Here is an 18,606-nt window from a genome sequence, read left to right as displayed (position 1 = left end):
TATGTCTTCATGATCAAGTGAGCGACTGTCCGGCGGTTTTCGCGCGGCACACCGCAAGCGCAGTGCACCCCGTTCATTCCGGCCGCGGGTCCGGCGTCGGCGGCGCCAGGTATCCGCCGGTGAGCGTGCGGTAGGCGAACACGGTGACCAGCGCGCTGACCGGGTAGGCGACGACGAGACCGACCACGCACGCCACCAGCCCCAGGAGCGTGATGCCGACGGTGGCCAGCCAGGTCAGCGCCACCGGGCCGAAATTGGCCTTGGCGATGGCAAAGCTCGTTCCCAGACCGTCGGTGCCCGAAATGTTGCGGTCCAGAATGGCAACCGTGGTGAACAGCAACATGATCGTCGCAATGACGCCGGGCACGATACACAACAGGGCGCCGAGACCGATGATGATGCTGGACAGGACCGACGCGATGACGACGTCGATGACGTTGCGGGGCTTGAAGAACGACCGTATCTCCACCGGTTGCCCGTTGGCGATGTCGATCATGCCGTTGAGGTAGGCGGATTGGGCCACCGCGACCACGACCGCGGTGGCGATGACCCCGAGGACGGACACCACGACACCGGTCAGATCGAACGAGAAGCTCGCGTCGTAGCCGGCATCGATGGACGAATTCCCCACCGCACCGAAGCCATTGGACACGGCCTGGATGCTGAACTGGGTCACGCCATAGATCACCCCCAACACCAGCGTCGGAATGAGGATTGCCGGGGAGTGCGCGCTGAACTTGTTCCACGCCCACGAGACCGCTTCGCCGACACGGTAGGCGGGCGCACCGAATGCGGGTGTCCCCGGGACGGGATACCCGGGCGGCGGGTAATTGCCTTGCGGCGGCGGGTAGTTCCCGGGCGGCGGCGGGTAATTGCCATGCGCCGGGATGCGCTCCTGCGGTGGCCCGAACTCTTCCGGCGGTGGTGGTTGAGTCATGTCACCTTCTCTTCGCGTTGCGGCTGATAGTGAAACACCGGCCCGCAGCGGTCAATCCGCGGGCCGGCGCTTCCGGTGATCCTGATACTGCGGCTGATGTCAGAGCGGCAGACAGACGGTTTTGATGATCTTGTCGGCGATCGTCTGGCGCTTGGCGTCCCACAGCGGGAACAGGTAGCCGATGTAGCAGATGACGGCGTCCACCACGTGCGCCAGCTGCCGCACGATGGACATACCGAATCCGATTGGCTGCCCGGTACTTTCGCTGACCACCTTGAACTTCAGGATGCCCTTGCCGATGCTCGACCCCGTCGTTCCCTGCCGGTAGCCGTAGTTCCAGATGATGTAGGCAAGCGCCAGAATCCAGGTGATGGCGAACGACACCTGGCCCAGCGTCGAGGCACCGGTGGCGCAGAACTCGCCGAGGTCGTATTCCGAGGAGTCGGTGACGCACACCGTTTCCCGGGTTCCGATCAGCAGGCCGTAGCCGATGCCCTCCAGGATCGCCACCGGGAGGATGTCGATGATCCACGCCAGGACACGGGTCAACCACGGTGTGTAGGCCTCTTTGGGCAATCCCCCACCGGGCGGCGGACCGCCGTATCCACCGCCGGGAGGCGGAGGCGGGAATCCGCCCTGCGGAGGCGGCGGGTAACCACCGGGCGGCGGCGGGGGCGGAGGAGGCGGCGGGTAATTCCCGGGAGGTGGTGGCGGTTGCTCTGTCATTGGCGCCTTCCAGGTGAGGAAATTAGCTGGCTCTGCGGCGAGTAACCCTACCTGAGAACATGCTCAGATTGGCGTCGCTCACGCCAACTTCATCAACTGGATACGGCGCAGGCGAAAACCTGTTTGCCAACGCAATCAGTGTCATTCACACCGGTCAACGGTGCGAGGCGCCCTCGGACAGCGATCCCAACAGGTCGTGCCGGGTCAGCACGCCGATCGGCTTGCCGTCCTCGACCACCATGACGGCGTCGCAGTCCCGCAGTTCTTTTGCCGCGGTACCGAGTAGTTCGCCGGAACCGATGAGCGGCAACGGGTCACTCATGTGCAGTGCCACGGCATCGGCCAACTTTGCTCGACCTTCGAAAACCGCTGAGAGCAGTTCCCTTTCGGACACGCTGCCGGCGACCTCGCCGGCCATCACCGGCGGCTCGGCCCCGACCACCGGCATCTGCGACACCCCGTACTCGCGCAGGATGCTGATGGCGTCGCGCACCGTCTCGGATGGATGGGTGTGCACCAGGTCCGGCAGCGCACCGGACTTGCGGCGCAACACCTCTCCGACGGTGACGTCCTCGACCGAACCGTCCAGCCTGCTGCGCAGGAAGCCGTAGGACGACATCCAGGCGTCGTTGAAAACCTTGGACAGGTAACCGCGCCCACCATCGGGCAGCAACACGACCACCACCGCGTCGGGCCCGGCCTCCTCGGCCACCTTCAACGCGGCGACCGCGGCCATCCCGCACGATCCACCGACCAGAAGGGCCTCTTCGCGGGCCAGTCGCCGGGTCATCTCGAAGGAATCCGCGTCGGAGACGGCGATGATGCGGTCCGGGATCGCGGGATCGTATGCGCTGGGCCAGAAGTCCTCGCCGACACCCTCGACGAGGTAGGGGCGACCGGTGCCGCCGGAGTACACCGAGCCCTCCGGGTCGGCGCCGATGACCTGCACGCGGCCATCCGACACCTCTTTGAGGTAGCGGCCGGTGCCGGTGATGGTCCCGCCGGTGCCCACGCCCGCGACGAAGTGCGTGATCTTGCCGTCGGTGTCGGCCCAGATCTCCGGACCGGTGGTCTCGTAGTGGCTCTCCGGGCCCATCGGGTTGGAGTACTGATCGGGCTTCCAGGCCCCGTCGATCTCCTCGACCAGACGATTGGACACGCTGTAGTAGCTCGCCGGGTCGTCCGGGGCGACGGCGGTGGGGCAGACCACCACTTCGGCACCGTAGGCCCGCAGCACGTTGCGCTTGTCCTCGCTGACCTTGTCCGGGCACACGAACACACACCGGTATCCGCGCTGCTGAGCAACCAGGGCCAGCCCGACGCCGGTGTTCCCGGAGGTGGGTTCCACGATGGTGCCGCCGGGCTTGAGCTCGCCGGATGCCTCGGCGGCGTCGATCATCTTGATCGCGATGCGGTCCTTGGAGCTACCGCCCGGGTTGAGGTACTCGATCTTCGCTGCGACCAGGCCTGATCCCGGTGTGACGACCGAGTTCAGCTGGACCAGCGGGGTATTGCCGATGAGCTCACTGATGTGCCTGGCGATACGCATGCCACCATCGTCTCAGGCCGCCGATCAACTCACCACGTGGCCTCTCGAATGTAGTCACCGATCTGGCGCAGCGAGCGTGTTGCTTCGCCGACGATGGGTGAGCACAGCTGGAACACATGCATCTGACCGGGCCAGATACGGACCTCGACCGGGACACCGGCCTCGGCCAGCATCCGGGCGGCCTTCCGCGCATCGTTGAGCAGAACCTCGGAGCCGGAGACGTGGATCAGGGTGCGCGGCAGACCGGGCTCGATGTGATCCAGCGGCTCGTAGACCTCTTCGCCCTGACGCTTGGCGGCGCCGTCGATCATGTCGACGAGGGCCTCGAACGCCTTGGGCGGGAACATCGCATCGGTGCGGGCGTTCGGATGCTGGGTGCGGTGCGTGTTGTCGATCTCGAACAGCGGGGACATGGTGACGACGGCGGCGGGCATCTCGGAGTCGAGTCCTTCGGCCTGCAGTCGCTGCGCCAGCGCGAGCGCCAGGTAGCCGCCGGCCGAGTCGCCGGCGAGCACGATGTGCTCGGGGGCGTAGCCGGTCAGCCGCAGCCACTTGTAGGCGTCATAACAGTCGTCGAGCGCCACCCCGATCGAATGCTTCGGGATCATCCGGTAGTTCACGACGAACACCGGACTGTCGGCGAACCGCGACAGTTCGGTCGTCAGCCTGCCGTGGGTGTTCACGCCACAGGTCAGGAACGCGCCGCCGTGCAGATAGAGGATGACGCTGCGCTTGCCGTCGGCGGGCAGCACCCCGGCCGCGCGTACCAGCTGGGCGGTGCAGTTCGGCAGGGAGATGGTGGCCCGGACCGTTCCCGGCGCCGGGCGCAGCACGCGGGCGGCGAAATCCAGCAGGCCGAACGGCCAGGGCAACTTGGGGACGTGGCTACCGATTGCCAGCGTCGGACGGATTGTCATCATGGCAACTAGCCCGGCGATCCGGCCCGCGATGCTGGCGCCGTCCTCGACGACCTCTACCGGGCGCCAGTCACCGACCGGGAATCGGCGGGATTGCCGCGCTCTAGCTGGGCTTATCGCCGCGTGCGGTGAGCCTGAGACCTTGCTTGGTGCCGTCATCGCCACCACTCCTACGCCGTTGTAGTACCCGTTGCTGATATTTACTTAGCCAACCGGGGTAACTTAGCTTGCACGCCCGTCAATACGTTCAACAATCAAAGAATCCGTTTGGTTCCGCAGTTGATACCCCACCGTGACCGCGCCCATTCGCCTGCGCGCTGACAATGCGGAAAACGGCTCTTAATATCGTTTGTGTGGGCAGTCGCGCATCGACCATCGCCCTGGCAGCCGCTGCCCTGGCCTCGACGGGTTCGGCTTATGTCGGGGCCCGCAACCTGCTGAGCGGGCAGGCCGACCAGGCCCGCCAGGTCATACCCAAGTCCTGGGACGTGCCGCCTCGCGCCGACGGCGTCTACGTCGCCGGCGGAGGTCCGGTGCAGCGCTGGACCCGCGGTGTCCCGTTCGACCTGCACCTGATGATCTTCGGCGACTCGACGGCCACCGGATACGGCAGTTCCTGCGCCGACGAGGTGCCCGGGGTGCTGCTGGCACGCGGTCTCGCCGAGGAATCCGGTCAGCGCATCCGGTTGAGCACCAAGGCCATCGTGGGTGCGACGTCGAAGGGTCTGTCGGGCCAGATCGACGCGATGTTCGTCGCCGGTCCTCCGCCGGACGCCGCGGTGATCATGATCGGGGCCAACGACATCACCAAACCCAACGGCACCTGGCCGTCGGCGCGCCGGGTCGGCCGCGCGGTGCAGCGCCTGCGCGCGGCCGGTGCCGTGGTGGTCGTCGGGACCTGCCCCGACTTCGGCGTCATCAAGGCGATCCCGCAGCCGCTGCGGTGGGTGACGCGCAGCCAGGGGCTGCGGCTGGCCCGCGCGCAGGCGGCCGAGGTGCGCGCGGCCGGCGGCATACCGGTGCCGTTCTCGGATCTGCTGGCGCCGGAGTTCTACAAGGCCCCCGAGGTGCTGTTCTCGCCGGACATGTTCCATCCCTCGGGTGCGGGCTACCAGCTGGCCGCCCAGCAGCTGCTGCCCGCGTTGTGTAATGCGCTGGGCGACTTCGTGTCTGACGTACCGATCGAGGCGGCGCTGGAATCGCGCACCGATGAGGGCAGCTCGCTGCTGTCCCGGATCGGCAACGTGACCCGGCTCTGGCGTCGCACAACCGGGGTCCCCGCACCCATCGTGGTGTCCGCGAGCTAGGTTTTGTGCAACACGTTCTAGATGTTTTTGAGTCCTGAGGAGCCGTCATGCCCGAAGCCGTCATCGTCGCCACCGCCCGCTCCCCCATCGGACGCGCCGTCAAGGGATCGCTGGCCACCATGCGTCCCGACGACCTGGCCTCCCAGATGGTGCGCGCCGTCTTGGACAAGGTGCCGTCGCTGGATCCCCGCGATATCGACGACCTGATGATGGGCAGCGCGCAGCCCGCCGGTGAGGCCGGCTACAACATCGCCCGCGCGGTCGCCGTCGAGCTCGGCTACGACTTCCTGCCCGGCACCACCGTGAACCGGTACTGCTCGTCCTCGCTGCAGACCACCCGGATGGCCTTCCACGCCATCAAGGCCGGCGAGGGTGACGTGTTCATCTCCGCCGGTGTCGAGACGGTGTCGCGTTTCGGGGTCGGCGCCGCCGACGGTGCGCCCAACAGCAAGAACGCCCTGTTCGACGAGGCCCAGGCACGCACCGTGAAGCAGGCCGAGGGCGACATCACGTGGCACGACCCGCGCGAAGACGGCCTGATCCCGGATGTCTACATCGCCATGGGCCAGACCGCCGAGAACGTCGCCACCTACACCGGCATCAGCCGCGAGGACCAGGACCACTGGGGCGTGCGGTCGCAGAACCGCGCCGAGGAAGCCATCAAGAGTGGGTTCTTCGAGCGCGAGATCTCGCCGGTCACGCTGCCCGACGGCACCGTCGTCTCCACCGATGACGGCCCGCGCGCCGGCACCTCCTACGAGAAGATCAGCCAGCTCAAGCCGGTGTTCCGGCCCAACGGCACCATCACCGCGGGCAACGCGTGTCCGCTGAACGACGGCGCCGCCGCCGTCGTCATCATGAGCGACACCAAGGCCAAGGAGCTGGGCCTGACCCCGCTGGCGCGCATCGTCTCCACCGGGGTGTCCGGGCTGTCCCCCGAGATCATGGGCCTGGGACCGATCGAGGCCATCCGCAAGGCGCTAGCCAAGGCCGGCAAGACCATCTCCGATATCGACCTGGTCGAGATCAACGAGGCGTTCGCCGTCCAGGTCATCGGCTCCGCCCGTGAGCTCGGCATCGACGAGGACAAGCTGAACGTCTCCGGCGGCGCGATCGCGCTGGGGCACCCGTTCGGCATGACCGGCGCCCGCATCACCGCCACGCTGCTGAACAATCTGGCCACCTACGACAAGACCTTCGGCATCGAGTCGATGTGTGTCGGTGGCGGCCAGGGCATGGCGATGGTCGTGGAGCGGCTCTCCTGACGCCCTAGACTGCGTGCCGATGACCACTCTCGGAACACCTCTGTCCCCGCACGCCACCCGGGTGATGCTGCTCGGCTCCGGTGAACTCGGCCGCGAGGTCCTGATCGCATTGCAGCGACTGGGCGTCGAAACGATTGCCGTGGACCGCTACCCGAATGCACCGGGTCATCAGGTCGCCCATCACGCGCGCACCGTGACGATGACCGATCCGGACGAACTGCGGGCGCTGATCGAGGCCGAGAAGCCCGATCTGGTGGTGCCGGAGATCGAGGCCATCGCCACGCCGGTGCTGGAGGCCCTCGAGGACGCCGGCACGGTCCGGGTGATCCCGACCGCGCGGGCGGCCCGGCTGACGATGGACCGCGAGGGCATCCGGCGGCTGGCGGCCGAGACGCTCGGGGTGTCCACCAGCCCGTACCGGTTCTGCGATTCGCTCGCCGAGTTGCAGGAGGCGATCGACGGCGGCATCGGTTACCCGTGCGTGGTGAAGCCGGTGATGAGCAGTTCGGGCAAGGGCCAGAGCAAGATCGACGGCCCGGACGACGTCGCGCCCGCGTGGGAGTACGCGATGTCAGGCAGCCGGGTGAGCAACACCCGCATCATCGTCGAGGGTTTCATCGACTTCGACTACGAGATCACGCTGCTGACGGTGCGCGCGGTGGGCACATCCGGCGCGGTGGAAACACAGTTCTGCGAACCCATCGGGCACAAGCAGGTCAGCGGCGATTACGTGGAGAGCTGGCAGCCCCATCCGATGTCGGCCGCTGCATTGCAGAGCGCCCAGCAGATCGCGCTGGCAGTGACCGAGAACCTGGGCGGGCAGGGCATTTTCGGCGTCGAACTGTTCGTCAAGGGCGACCAGGTGTGGTTCAGCGAGGTCAGCCCACGGCCGCATGACACCGGCATGGTGACGATGGTGACGCAGTGGCAGAACGAGTTCGAGTTACACGCCCGGGCGATCCTGGGGCTGCCGGTCGACACCGCGCTGAAGTCGCCGGGTGCCAGCGCGGTGATCTACGGCGGGGTGGACGCCGAGGGTGTCGTCTTCGACGGCGTGGAGGCGGCGTTGGCGGTGCCGCACACCGATATTCGGCTGTTCGGCAAGCCGGAGAGCTTCGTACGGCGCCGGATGGGTGTGGCGCTGGCCTACGACGCCGATGTGGATGTCGCGCGCGCCAACGCCTTGGAGGCGGCCGGCCGGGTCACACCCCGGGTGCCCTAGCTGACTCTGCGTCCAGGGCGCGAAAGTGCGAGGAGGCCGCACCCTCACCGCAGAGTCAAGGTGTTGGGCGCCAACCTGTTCCATTCACGCTGCACGCGGTTGATGATTGCGGCGCGTCGCTGACCGGCCGCAACCCGGACAACGGTCCACCCCACGCCGGCGATGTAGTCGTGCCGGTCGATGTCGTACCCGAGCGTCCCCGCGTGCTGTTCACCGTCGTATTCGACCGCGAGCATGAGGTCCTCCCAGCCCATGTCGAGGAAGTACACCGGGTAGCCGTCCCACCCGAGCACCGGGATCTGGGTCCGTGGCCGAGGAAACCCCTCCTTGATCAGCATCAGCCGCAACCACGTCTCCTTGGGCGATTGACCGCCGGGGTCATACAGATTCAGCGCCGTCTTCAGCTGCGGCAGGCCTCGGGTGTGGGGGTGACGCTCACTAAGGTTGCGCACGTCGTCGGCCTTGAAATCGGTCGCCGCGCCGAGTGCATCCAGGCGGGCGACGGCATCTCCGAACTGACCTCGGCGTCCCAGGTCGAACGCGGTGCGCTCCACGGTGGTGACGGCCATGTCGTGCATTGTCATGGTCTCGTCGGCGAGCAGCAGGTCGTGGCGGGTGAGGACGCCGCGCGGTGGTCGTGCGTTGGGCCAGATCAGTTCGACTGGGGCGGCTTCGCTGACCCATTTGGCGCCGTGCAGCGCCGCAGCAGAACTGCCGGCGATCACCGCCTGCCGACGCGACCACAGCCACGCCGCGCGAAGGCGTTGTTGCCGTGACGGATCGGTCCGCTTGCCGACGTACACATCGGGCATGACGGCGCGGTGGTATTTGCGCAATTCGTGCCGGGTGAGCGTCCCTGCCGAGATGGCTTCGCTGCCGATGAACGGTTCGTCCATATGGCCGAGGATCCCGGAGCGGACTGGTCTGCGCGCCGTCCAGATCGCGATCTGGGGATGGATCGGCGGTTGGGGATGGCGCCCCGCTTCGACTCTGCAGTGGTGGCGCAAGAGTGCGAGTAAGCCGCGCCCTCACCGCAGAGTCAGGCCCACCGACATGCGGGCATGAAAAAGGGCGCCCACGTGGTGGACGCCCTTTCTCTCGCCGACGTACTAGTCGTTGTTGAAGTAACTCAGCAGGCGCAGGATCTCCAGGTACAGCCACACCAGGGTGACCGTCAGACCCAGCGCGACGCCCCAGGCTGCCTTCTCCGGCGCACCGGCGCGGATCAGCTGATCGGCCGAGTCGAAGTCGATCAGGAACATGAAGGCCGCCAGGCCGATGCAGACCAGCGAGAAGACGATCGCCAGCGGGCCGCCGCTGCGCAGGCCGAAGCCCTCGCCGCCGCCGACGCCGAACAGGCCGAGCACCAGGTTGAGCAGCGCGATGGCCAGCACGCCGAACATTGCGGCCACCAGCATGCGGGTGAACTTGGGGGTAACCCGGATCGCTCCGGTGCGGTAGACCACCAGCATGCCGACGAAGACGCCGACGGTGCCGAAGATGGCCTGCGCGATCATGCCCGGGCCACCGGTGGAGACCAGGTTCGCGAACAGGAACGAAGCAGCGCCGAGGAACACGCCCTCCAGCGCGGCGTAGCTCAGCACGATGGCCGGGTTGTCCTGCTTACGACCGAAGGTCGCGATCATGATCAGAGCGAAGCCACCGAGACCGCCGACGAGCACGAACGGCATCATCAGGCCGGGGTTCATGGAGACCATGAAGTACGACAGGACGCCGAGAGCCGTCACCACCGCGAGGGTGATGCCCGTCTTGGTGACGACGTCGTCGATGGTCATGGGCCGGGAAACGCCGGCCTGCCGCTGATCCGGGTACTGCGTTGCGTAGGGCTCCGCCTGTACCTGCTGCGCACCGAAGCTTGCGGCTCCGGTACCGAACTGCGCGTATCCGCCCTGCCCCTTGGGCAGTGATCGGAATACCGGGTTGCTGCTTTCGCGCACCGTAGGTCCTCTCCTGAGTACTGGTGGTTCGATTGACGAACACACGTTCAACGATCAACGCTCCGAACAGGTTCCCATGCCCGGCCACTGACGACTGAGAAAGTTCTCAGGAAACGTCCAGGTTGATCGGTGCAAACCCTACCCGTCGCACGTCACACGGAGGCTACGAACTAGATTGCAATCGTGGCAGAAAACGAGGACATCCTAGTAAGTGTCCGCAACGGCGCCGGGGTCGTCACGCTCAACCGTCCGAAGGCGATCAACTCGCTCAACGACGTGATGGTCGACGGCCTGCAGAAGGCCCTGACGACCTGGGAAAACGACGCCTCCGTGCGGTCTGTGCTGCTGACCGGCGCGGGCGAGCGCGGCCTGTGCGCCGGCGGCGATGTCGTGGCGCTCTATCACAGCGCCAAGGCCGACGGCTCCTACGCGCGCAAGTTCTGGTGGGACGAATACCTGCTCAACGCCCACATCGGCCGCTACCCGAAGCCCTATATCGCCCTGATGGATGGCATCGTCATGGGCGGTGGCGTCGGCGTCGCGGCCCACGGCAGCGTCCGGGTCGTCACCGACAAGACGAAGATGGGCATGCCCGAGGTCGGCATCGGCTTCATCCCCGACGTCGGCGGCACCTACCTGCTGTCACGCACCCCCGGCCTGCTCGGCCTGCACGCCGCGCTGACCGGCGCCCCGTTCTCCGGTGCCGACGCCATCGCCATGGGCTTCGCCGACCACTTCGTCCCGCACGCGCGGTTGCACGACTTCGCCGAGGCCGTCGTCACCGACGGACACGAGGATGCGCTGAACTCCTACGCAGAGGAGCCACCGGCCAGTGAGCTGCTCGCGCAGCGCGATTGGATCGACACCTGCTACGCCCGGGACACCGTCGGCGACATCATCGACGACCTGCGCCGCCAGGAGACCGAACAGGCCGACGCCGCCGCCCACCTGATCGGCACCCGCTCCCCCATCGCGCTGGCCGTCACGCTCACCTCGGTGCGCCGCGCGGCCCACCTGGAAACCCTGGAAGAGGTTCTGCAGCAGGAATTCCGGGTGTCGGTGGCCTCGGCGAAGTCGCACGATTTCGTCGAAGGTATCCGTGCCCAACTGGTGGACAAGGACCGCAACCCCCAGTGGTCACCGGCCACGCTCGAACTCTGCGATGATGCGGCCATCGACGCCTATTTCGCCTCCGCCCATCCCGATCTGACGTTCTGAGGAGTGCAGCCATGAGCTACGAGACCATTCTGGTGACCCGCGACGGCCGGGTGGCCACCATCACGCTGAACCGGCCCAAGGCCCTCAACGCGCTCAACAGCCAGGTCATGCACGAAGTGACCTCCGCCGCAGCAGAACTCGACGCCGACCCCGGCGTCGGCGCCATCATCCTGACCGGCAGCGAGAAGGCGTTCGCCGCCGGCGCCGACATCAAGGAGATGGCCGACCTGTCCTTCGCGGAGGTGTTCAGCCAGGACTTCTTCGCGCTGTGGGGCAAGTTCGCCGCCACCCGCACCCCCACCATCGCCGCGGTCGCCGGGTACGCCCTCGGTGGCGGGTGCGAGCTGGCCATGATGTGCGATCTGCTGATCGCCGCGGACACCGCGAAATTCGGCCAGCCCGAGATCAAACTCGGCGTGCTGCCCGGTATGGGCGGCAGCCAGCGCCTGACCCGCGCCATCGGCAAGGCCAAGGCGATGGACCTGATCCTGACCGGCCGGACCATCGACGCCGCCGAAGCCGAGCGCAGCGGCCTGGTCTCCCGGGTGGTCCCGGCGGACACCCTGCTCGACGAGGCGAACGCCACCGCCGCGACGATCGCCGGCATGTCGCTGTCGGCGGCGCGGATGGCCAAGGAGGCCGTCAACCGCGCCTTCGAGTCGACGCTCGCCGAGGGTCTGCTCTACGAGCGGCGGATCTTCCACTCGGCGTTCGCCACCGAGGACCAGAAGGAAGGCATGGCCGCGTTCACCGAGAAGCGCGCGGCGAACTTCACCCATCGCTAAAGTCGAGCGGTGAATGTCACCGCCGCTGAGCCGCAAGCCATCGAAGCGCCCGTAAAGCGCGACTGGTGGACACGGCATTACACCTTCACCGGCACCGCCGTCGGCCTGGTGTTCATCTGGCTGTCGCTGACTCCGTCACTGCTGCCCCGCGGCCCACTGTTCCAGGGTCTGGTGAGCGGTGCGGCCGGCGGTATCGGCTATGGCCTCGGGGTTTTCGGCGTCTGGCTGTTCCGCTACATGCTCTCGCGGGACAGCACGCCGGCGCCGCCGAAGCGGGCCTGGCTGATCCTGCTCGTGGTCGGTGTCATCGGACAGATCGCCGCGATCGTCTACTTCCACGTCTGGCAGGACGATATCCGTGACCTGATGGGCGTGCCGCGGCTCGCCTTCTGGGATCACCCGCTGACCGCGGTGCTGGCCATCGTGTTCCTGTTCATGTTCGTCGAGATCGGCCAGCTGGTAGGCAAATTGGTGCGCTACCTGGTGCGCCAGCTGGAACGGGTCGCGCCACCGCGGGTGTCCGGCGTGATCGCGGTGGCCCTGGTGCTCGCCCTCACGATCGCCCTGCTCAACGGCATCGTGGTGCGATTCGCGATGAGCACCATCAACAACACGTTCGAAAGCGTGAACAACGAAGACGATCCCGACAACCCCGCTCCCACAACCCCTTTGCGCTCCGGCGGGCCGCAGTCGCTGGTGAGTTGGGAATCGCTGGGACATCAGGGCCGCAACTTCGTGGCCGGCGGGCCGACGGTGGCGGAGCTCTCCGAATTCAACGGCGCACCGGCCACCGAACCGATCCGCGCCTACGCCGGGCTGAACTCCGCCGACGGCATCAAGGCCACCGCCGCGCTGGCCGCCGAGGAGCTCCGGCGCACCGGCGGGCTCGACCGCGACGTCATCGCGGTGGCCACCACCACCGGCACCGGCTGGATCAACGAGGCCGAGGCGTCCTCACTGGAGTACATGTACAACGGCAACACCGCGATCGTCTCGATGCAGTATTCGTTCCTGCCCAGCTGGATCTCCTTCCTGGTCGACCAGGAGAACGCCCGGCAGGCCGGGCAGGCCTTGTTCGAAGCGGTCGACGCGCTGGTGCGCGCGCTGCCCGAAGCGGACCGGCCCAAGCTGGTGGTCTTCGGGGAGAGCCTGGGCTCGTTCGGCGGCGAAACACCGTTCCTGGCCCTGAACAACCTCATCGCCCGCACCGACGGCGCACTGTTCTCCGGACCCACGTTCAAGAACACCATCTGGACCAACCTGACCATCAACCGCGACGCGGGCTCCCCGCAGTGGCTGCCCATCTTCGACAAAGGGGAGAACGTCCGGTTCTCGGCCAAGGCCTCCGAAGACCTGAGCAGGCCCGACGACCCGTGGGGGCAGCCGCGGGCGGTGTACCTGCAGCACGCGTCCGATCCGATCGCCTGGTGGAACCCGGATCTGCTGTTCTCCAAACCGGATTGGCTGCGCGAACCCCGTGGGTACGACGTGTCCCCGCGCATGGAATGGATCCCGGTGGTGACGTTCCTGCAGGTGTCCGCGGACATGGCGGTCGCGGTCGACGTGCCCGACGGACACGGTCACGTCTACGTGCGCGACGTCGCCAACGCCTGGGCGGCGATTCTGCAGCCACCGGGGTGGACTCCGGAGAAGACCGAGAAGCTGCGCCCGACCCTGCGCTCAGACGAGAGCAGCTGACTTCAATGCGTGATAGCCGCCGATGACATCGGTCGCCTTGTGCAGACCGAGGTCCTGCAACGCGGCGGCGGCCAGGCTGGAGGTGTAGCCCTCCGAGCACACCACGATCCATTCCACGTCATCGCCGACGGCCTGCGGAATGCGGGCGTCGCTGGTCGGATCGCAGCGCCATTCCAGATGATTGCGCTCGATCAGCAACGCACCCGGAACCTCGCCCTCGGCGGCCCGCTGGGCGGCCGGCCGGATGTCGACGAGCACTGCCCCACGTTGCAGCGCGGCAGGTACATCCACCGCCTCGACCCGCTGCAACCGGGCGCGGGCGGCGTCGAGCACCGCCTCGATACGACTGGGCATCTGCTCATCCCTCCGGGGCGTCGGTGAGTTCGGTGCGGTTGCGGCGCAGTGTGTTCCGCTCGGTCACACCGTAGTAGGACATGGCCGTCAGCGGTGGCGAATAGGCGTGCACGCTCAACGTGACGGGCACCGGGGTGGGGGCGGGCGCCCACACCACGTCGTGCACCCATCCCAGCGGGAAGCCCGCCTGATCACCGGCTGTCAACTCACGGTTGCGCAGCCCGTGGCCGTCCCAGCGGGTCTCCTGCAACGCACCCGAGACCACCGTCAGCGCACCCAGCGATCCGCCGTGATCGTGCAGTTCGGTCGACTTGTCCGGCACCCAGCTGATCAACCAGATGTCGAGCTCGTCGTCGCCGTAGAGCCGGCTGTACCAGCGCTCGTCGGTGGGCAACCGGCCACCGCGGAGCAACCGGTCATAGCGCCCCGACAGCACATCGTCGGCGCAGCGGTCGGTGGCCTGCAGCAGATCGGGCACGCGGAGACGCGTGGGGGCCGAGACGGCGGGCGAAAGGGTGGGGGCCAGCAGTGGGGCAACCATGATGGGACTCCAGGAGAACGGAAACGGGTGGGTGGTCGGTGCTTACGCAGCGCGACAACACTCCTGAAATCCGGTCCCCTCCGTCATGGCCGCGAGTGTTGCATAGATTGGCGGTATGCGCCGCTACCCGATCCTCGTGACAGCAGCCGCCGCCGCTCTCCTGAGCGGGTGCTCGCCCAGCACCGAGGAACCTGCCCCCGACACGTCCACACCGAGCACCACCACCACGGAGGCGGCACCGCAGTCCGAGGAGGGGCAGGTGCCCGACGGTGCGGTCCAGGTCTCGCCGGGCGGGGTGACGACGGGTGTCGGCGCACCCGCGGACGCCACCGAATCCGGCTATGGCCAGGCCTGTCTTGCCGCGAGGGCATGGTTCGACGCGCAGAACGGCACGGTGGAGGCCTACCTGCAGACGGTGCAGGCCCCCGGTGCGCCCGGGCCGGGCACCTTCGACATCGCGTGGCCCGAGCTGACCCCCGGCCAGCAGGCCGCGGTCATCATGGCCGCCAACGCCGCAGCCAACGAAGAGTGCGGCTGACGTTTGGAATCACGGCGAGCCTAACGGCCGCCCGGCGATCCAATCCCGCCCCCGTGCGACGGCGGTGTTCAGGGCGCCCAGCACCTCATCGGTGCCCTCCACGATGCCGTCGGGACCCAGCACCTCGGCCAGCCCGCCCCGGGTCAGCACCTGCGCGACGGCGGGAGTGACGCCGGCGATGATGAGCCGTCCGTGATTGGCCGTCAGTTCGGCGGCCCACCGGCGCAGGGCCTTGATCGCCACCGATGACGGCACGTCGGGCAGCATGCGCATGCTCAGCACCACCACCGCATTGCGGCTGCCGTCGATGCGCGGCCATTCCTCGTCGATGCGCGCGACCTCGGCGAACAGCCCCACCCCGGCGTAGTGCAGCACGGTGACCTCATTGCTGGCGCAGCGTTTCGGCATCGGCACGACGCGCCAGACACCCTGCTCATCGGCGGGCTGCAGCGCCACGAGTTGGGCGGCCTTGGCCGCCTTGGCGCAGTACAGCACCAGTGAGGTGATGACGCCGATCAGGATCGCGGTGTGCAGCGGGAGCTCGGTGGTGGCGACAAAGGTGATGATCATGGCGACCGCAGACAGCGGTGCGACCTGCAGCACCAGCTTGATATCGGGCCACCGCCCGATCACCAGTTCCGCACCGATGACCAGGATGAGCCCGCCGATCACCGGCATCGGGATGATCTCGGCCGCCGATCCGGCCACCAGCACCAGGACGGCCAGCCACAGTCCGGCGAAGATGCCCGCCCACCGGGTCTGCGCCCCGGCGGAGGTGGCGACACCGGTGCGCGACAGTGAGCCACCGGCCGGCAGCGCCCCGAACATGCCGCCGACGGCGTTGGCCGCACCCTGGGCGAGGAAGTCACCGTTCATGTTGGTGCGGCTGCCGTCCGGATTCGGCACCGCGGCAGAGATCCCTGCGGCCTGTGCCAGCGCCACCAGAGCCACCGCGACACCGCCCATGAACAGCTCGGGCATGACGGCGAAGTCGGGAACCGTCAGCGGTGGAAGGGCATTGGCGATGGACGCGATATCGCCCACCGTCTCCACATCGGTACCGGCAACGGCGACGACCGCGGTCACGATGACCAGCGCCAGCAGCGTCGCGAACGACCGCACCGGCTTGATGAAGTGGAAGACCGCCCACACTGCGACGGTGCCGGCGGCGACCGCAGCGGCCGCCGGGTGCCACAGCCCGATATGGGCCAGCGAATCGATGAACTTTCCGATCGTGTTGTCGCTGACGGGTTTGTACCCGGTGGCGTCGCCCAGCACCCCCGCGATGATCTGCACCGCAATGCCGGTGGAGAAGCCGGTCATCACCGCGTTGGACACGAAGCTCATGATCGAGCCGAATTTGAGCAGCCCGAAGATCAGCATGACGACGCCGACGATGACGGCCAGCGCGGCGATGTTGGACGGGTCGGCGGGATCCAGACCGGCGTCCTCCAGCACGCTGCGCGACGTCAGCGCGATCGCACTGGTCAGGGTGGTCACCATCAGCACGGTGCGGGCGAACAACGATCCGATGATGCCGGGCACGATGCCGGCATAGATTCCGGCCACCGGGTTGAACCCACCGATGCTGGCGTAGGCCATCCCCTCGGGGATGGAGAACAGCCCGGTGACCAGGCCGGCGAGCGCATCGCGCGGCGTGGGCTTACCCAGACGCTTCGGCATTCCGATTGCCATCGTCACAGTCTCGCCGACGGTGGCGGCGGGTGCACCAGAATGGAGGCATGCGAATCGCAGTGGCGCTGGGCAGCGGAGGTGCACGCGGCTACGCGCACATCGGGGTGATCAACGAACTGAACGAGCGTGGCTACGAGATCGTCGGCGTCGCCGGGTCCTCCATGGGCGCCCTTGTCGGCGGATTGCATGCCGCCGGCAAACTCGATGAATTCGCGCACTGGGCAGGATCATTGACTCAGCGGGCAGTGCTGCGGCTGCTGGATCCGTCGTTGACGTCGCCGGGTGTGCTGCGCGCCGAGAAGATCCTCGATGCGGTGCGCGAGATCCTCGGCGACGTCACCATCGAATCGCTACCCATCCCCTACACCTCGGTGGCCACCGACCTGATCGCCGGGAAGTCGGTGTGGTTGCAGCGCGGTCCGCTCGATGACGCGATCCGGGCCTCGATCGCGATCCCCGGCATTTTCACCCCGCATGTGCTGGACGGACGGCTGCTGGCCGACGGCGGCATCCTGGATCCGCTGCCGATGGCGCCCCTCTCCGCGGTCAACGCCGACCTGACCATCGCGGTGAGTTTGTCCGGCGGCGATCCGGCGGTTCGGTTGAGTGAACACGAGCCCCGGGTGACCACCGAGTGGCTGAGCCGGATGTGGCGTAGCACAACGGCTTTGCTCGACACGTCCACGGCGCAGCGGGTGATGGACAGCCCGGCCGCCAAGTCGGTGCTCAGCCGGTTCAGCAGCTCGCTCGACGATGCGGCCGGAGCCGCCGAGCCGTTGAGCGACACCGGGATTCCCGAGCTGCCGCGGTTGGGAAGTTTCGAGATCATGAATCGCACCATCGATATCGCCCAATCGGCGCTGGCCCGGCACACGCTGGCCACCTACCCGCCCGATCTGCTGATCGAGGTGCCGCGCAACGCCTGCCGCAGCCTGGAATACCACCGCGCCGAAGAGGTCATCGAGATCGGCCAGGAGTTGGCTGCGGCCGCCCTGGACGCGCTCGGTTAACCGCCCAGGAACGCCCCGACGGCTGCTGCCACCCGGCGGCCCTGCGCACGACCGGCGACCGCCGAGGGCCGCCGGCACCGCGGATCCAGCGGGTTGCTTCCGAAGGCGACGAGCGCGTAGTCGTCGGCGAAGACGGCGAAGGTCGCGCCGGGGAAGGCCGCGATCTCAGCGCCCGCGCCGTCGCCGAACGGGGACGGCGCCGTTTCACCGGCGGGCACCAGCACCGCCGCCGTGGTGCAGTCGGCGGCGGCGGACATGTTGACCGCGCTGCCCACCCCGCCGTCCATAAACGTGCGCGACCCGATGGTGACGGTCGGCCAGGCGCCGGGCACCGCGCAACTGGCGGCAACCGCATCGACCAGCGCAACGCCGGATTCGCGGGTGAAGACCACGAGTTCACCTGTCGCGGTGTCGATGGCGGTGATGCGCAGATCCCGGTCCGGCCACTCGTGCGAGGGCAGCCGGTGCGCGATGACCTCGCGGCGCACCTGCTCGGGCACGGTGTCGGCGGCCAGCGCGATATCGCCGATGCGACGCAACCGTTCCAGGGTGCTACCGGCGTCGCCGAGCGCACTGAGGAACACCTCGGTGATGTCGTCGATGGTGACGCCGGAGTCGATCTCGTGAGATTCCTCGGCGATCTGACGGGCGTACAGCTCGGCAAGGGCCGCGCCGCTGCCGAGCTGGGCCGCCACCGCCGAACCGGCCGAGGTCCCCAGCAATACATCAGAATTCAGCAGGGCGTCGGCAACCCGCGGCGCCTCGTCGGCGATCCCGGCGAGCACCCCGGTCTCCCAGGCGATGCCCGCCAGCCCGCCGCCGGCCAGAATCAGTGCACGTGTCACATCGGCCAGTGTGCCAGTTGGCCGACGAGCACCGGTCAGCC

General features: G+C 67.6%; 18 protein-coding genes. 8 read left to right on the top strand and 10 right to left on the bottom strand.

The genetic code is table 11. The annotated features are described in order from the left end of the window. Positions 1–73: 73 nt before the first annotated feature. From ASE48_RS03535 to ASE48_RS03520, 4 genes are all read right to left on the bottom strand, one after another. Positions 74–937 (bottom strand): hypothetical protein, encoded by an 864-nt coding sequence (locus ASE48_RS03535; protein ID WP_235570758.1) that lies wholly within the window; start codon positions 935–937, stop codon positions 74–76. A gap of 99 nt (positions 938–1,036) precedes the next feature. After that, complete coding sequence (locus ASE48_RS03530) at positions 1,037–1,663, bottom strand: RDD family protein (protein ID WP_057165657.1); 627 nt, start codon at positions 1,661–1,663, stop codon at positions 1,037–1,039. A gap of 154 nt (positions 1,664–1,817) precedes the next feature. Continuing rightward, complete coding sequence (locus ASE48_RS03525; RefSeq protein ID WP_057165656.1) at positions 1,818–3,212, bottom strand: cystathionine beta-synthase; 1,395 nt, start codon at positions 3,210–3,212, stop codon at positions 1,818–1,820. Between the two features lie 29 nt (positions 3,213–3,241). Next, a complete protein-coding gene (locus ASE48_RS03520; protein ID WP_057165971.1) occupies positions 3,242–4,288 on the bottom strand; it encodes an alpha/beta hydrolase in 1,047 nt (348 codons plus the stop codon). Positions 4,289–4,482: 194 nt separating this feature from the next. Between ASE48_RS03520 and ASE48_RS03515 the strand changes: the two genes are divergently transcribed. Genes ASE48_RS03515 through purT form a run of 3 tightly spaced genes read left to right on the top strand, consistent with a single transcriptional unit; the run spans position 4,483 to position 7,923 of the window. After that, positions 4,483–5,436: an SGNH/GDSL hydrolase family protein gene (locus tag ASE48_RS03515; RefSeq protein WP_057165655.1), complete on the top strand. Its 954-nt coding sequence runs from the start codon at positions 4,483–4,485 to the stop codon at positions 5,434–5,436. A 47-nt stretch (positions 5,437–5,483) separates the two neighbouring features. Next, complete coding sequence (locus ASE48_RS03510) at positions 5,484–6,701, top strand: acetyl-CoA C-acetyltransferase (RefSeq protein WP_057165654.1); 1,218 nt, start codon at positions 5,484–5,486, stop codon at positions 6,699–6,701. A 19-nt stretch (positions 6,702–6,720) separates the two neighbouring features. After that, positions 6,721–7,923: a formate-dependent phosphoribosylglycinamide formyltransferase gene (gene purT, locus ASE48_RS03505; protein ID WP_057165653.1), complete on the top strand. Its 1,203-nt coding sequence runs from the start codon at positions 6,721–6,723 to the stop codon at positions 7,921–7,923. A 44-nt stretch (positions 7,924–7,967) separates the two neighbouring features. Here purT and ASE48_RS03500 read toward each other — a convergent pair whose 3' ends face one another. After that, positions 7,968–8,819, bottom strand: coding sequence for an endonuclease domain-containing protein (locus ASE48_RS03500; protein ID WP_057165652.1), 852 nt, complete (start codon positions 8,817–8,819; stop codon positions 7,968–7,970). 213 nt (positions 8,820–9,032) lie between these two features. After that, the gene (locus ASE48_RS03495; protein ID WP_057165651.1) at positions 9,033–9,881 is read right to left on the bottom strand and encodes a Bax inhibitor-1/YccA family protein; all 849 of its coding nucleotides are present in this window, start codon (positions 9,879–9,881) and stop codon (positions 9,033–9,035) included. Positions 9,882–10,064: 183 nt separating this feature from the next. On the opposite strand from ASE48_RS03495, the gene ASE48_RS03490 reads away from it, so the two are divergent. The 3 genes from ASE48_RS03490 to ASE48_RS03480 are packed head-to-tail and all read left to right on the top strand — an operon-like array spanning position 10,065 to position 13,582. After that, a complete protein-coding gene (locus ASE48_RS03490) occupies positions 10,065–11,099 on the top strand; it encodes an enoyl-CoA hydratase/isomerase family protein (protein WP_057165650.1) in 1,035 nt (344 codons plus the stop codon). A gap of 11 nt (positions 11,100–11,110) precedes the next feature. Next, on the top strand, positions 11,111–11,884 hold the full coding sequence (locus ASE48_RS03485; RefSeq protein WP_057165649.1) for an enoyl-CoA hydratase: 774 nt from the start codon (positions 11,111–11,113) through the stop codon (positions 11,882–11,884). A 9-nt stretch (positions 11,885–11,893) separates the two neighbouring features. Next, complete coding sequence (locus ASE48_RS03480; protein ID WP_057165648.1) at positions 11,894–13,582, top strand: alpha/beta hydrolase; 1,689 nt, start codon at positions 11,894–11,896, stop codon at positions 13,580–13,582. Here ASE48_RS03480 and ASE48_RS03475 read toward each other — a convergent pair. Then, complete coding sequence (locus ASE48_RS03475; RefSeq protein WP_057165647.1) at positions 13,565–13,936, bottom strand: rhodanese-like domain-containing protein; 372 nt, start codon at positions 13,934–13,936, stop codon at positions 13,565–13,567. The two genes, ASE48_RS03480 and ASE48_RS03475, sit on opposite strands and share 18 nt — an antisense overlap. A gap of 4 nt (positions 13,937–13,940) precedes the next feature. After that, positions 13,941–14,477, bottom strand: coding sequence for a cysteine dioxygenase (locus ASE48_RS03470; protein ID WP_057165646.1), 537 nt, complete (start codon positions 14,475–14,477; stop codon positions 13,941–13,943). 115 nt (positions 14,478–14,592) lie between these two features. Here ASE48_RS03470 and lpqV point away from each other — a divergent pair, with 115 nt between their 5' ends. Then, complete coding sequence (gene lpqV / locus ASE48_RS03465) at positions 14,593–15,015, top strand: lipoprotein LpqV (protein ID WP_057165645.1); 423 nt, start codon at positions 14,593–14,595, stop codon at positions 15,013–15,015. 9 nt (positions 15,016–15,024) lie between these two features. On the opposite strand, the gene ASE48_RS03460 is transcribed toward lpqV, so the two are convergent. Next, complete coding sequence (locus tag ASE48_RS03460; RefSeq protein WP_057165644.1) at positions 15,025–16,710, bottom strand: SulP family inorganic anion transporter; 1,686 nt, start codon at positions 16,708–16,710, stop codon at positions 15,025–15,027. 47 nt (positions 16,711–16,757) lie between these two features. Here ASE48_RS03460 and ASE48_RS03455 point away from each other — a divergent pair, with 47 nt between their 5' ends. Then, on the top strand, positions 16,758–17,720 hold the full coding sequence (locus tag ASE48_RS03455; protein ID WP_057165643.1) for a patatin-like phospholipase family protein: 963 nt from the start codon (positions 16,758–16,760) through the stop codon (positions 17,718–17,720). Here ASE48_RS03455 and ASE48_RS03450 read toward each other — a convergent pair. After that, positions 17,717–18,574, bottom strand: a complete 858-nt coding sequence (locus tag ASE48_RS03450; RefSeq protein WP_082614014.1) for a patatin-like phospholipase family protein — start codon at positions 18,572–18,574, stop codon at positions 17,717–17,719. The genes ASE48_RS03455 and ASE48_RS03450 overlap by 4 nt on opposite strands. Between the last annotated feature and the right edge of the window lie 32 nt (positions 18,575–18,606).

Origin of the sequence: Mycobacterium sp. Root265 (assembly GCF_001428895.1) — a bacterium.
GTDB lineage: Bacteria > Actinomycetota > Actinomycetes > Mycobacteriales > Mycobacteriaceae > Mycobacterium.
The sequence above is the reverse complement of the archived record's forward strand: the minus strand, read 5'-3'. Positions and strand labels throughout refer to the sequence as shown.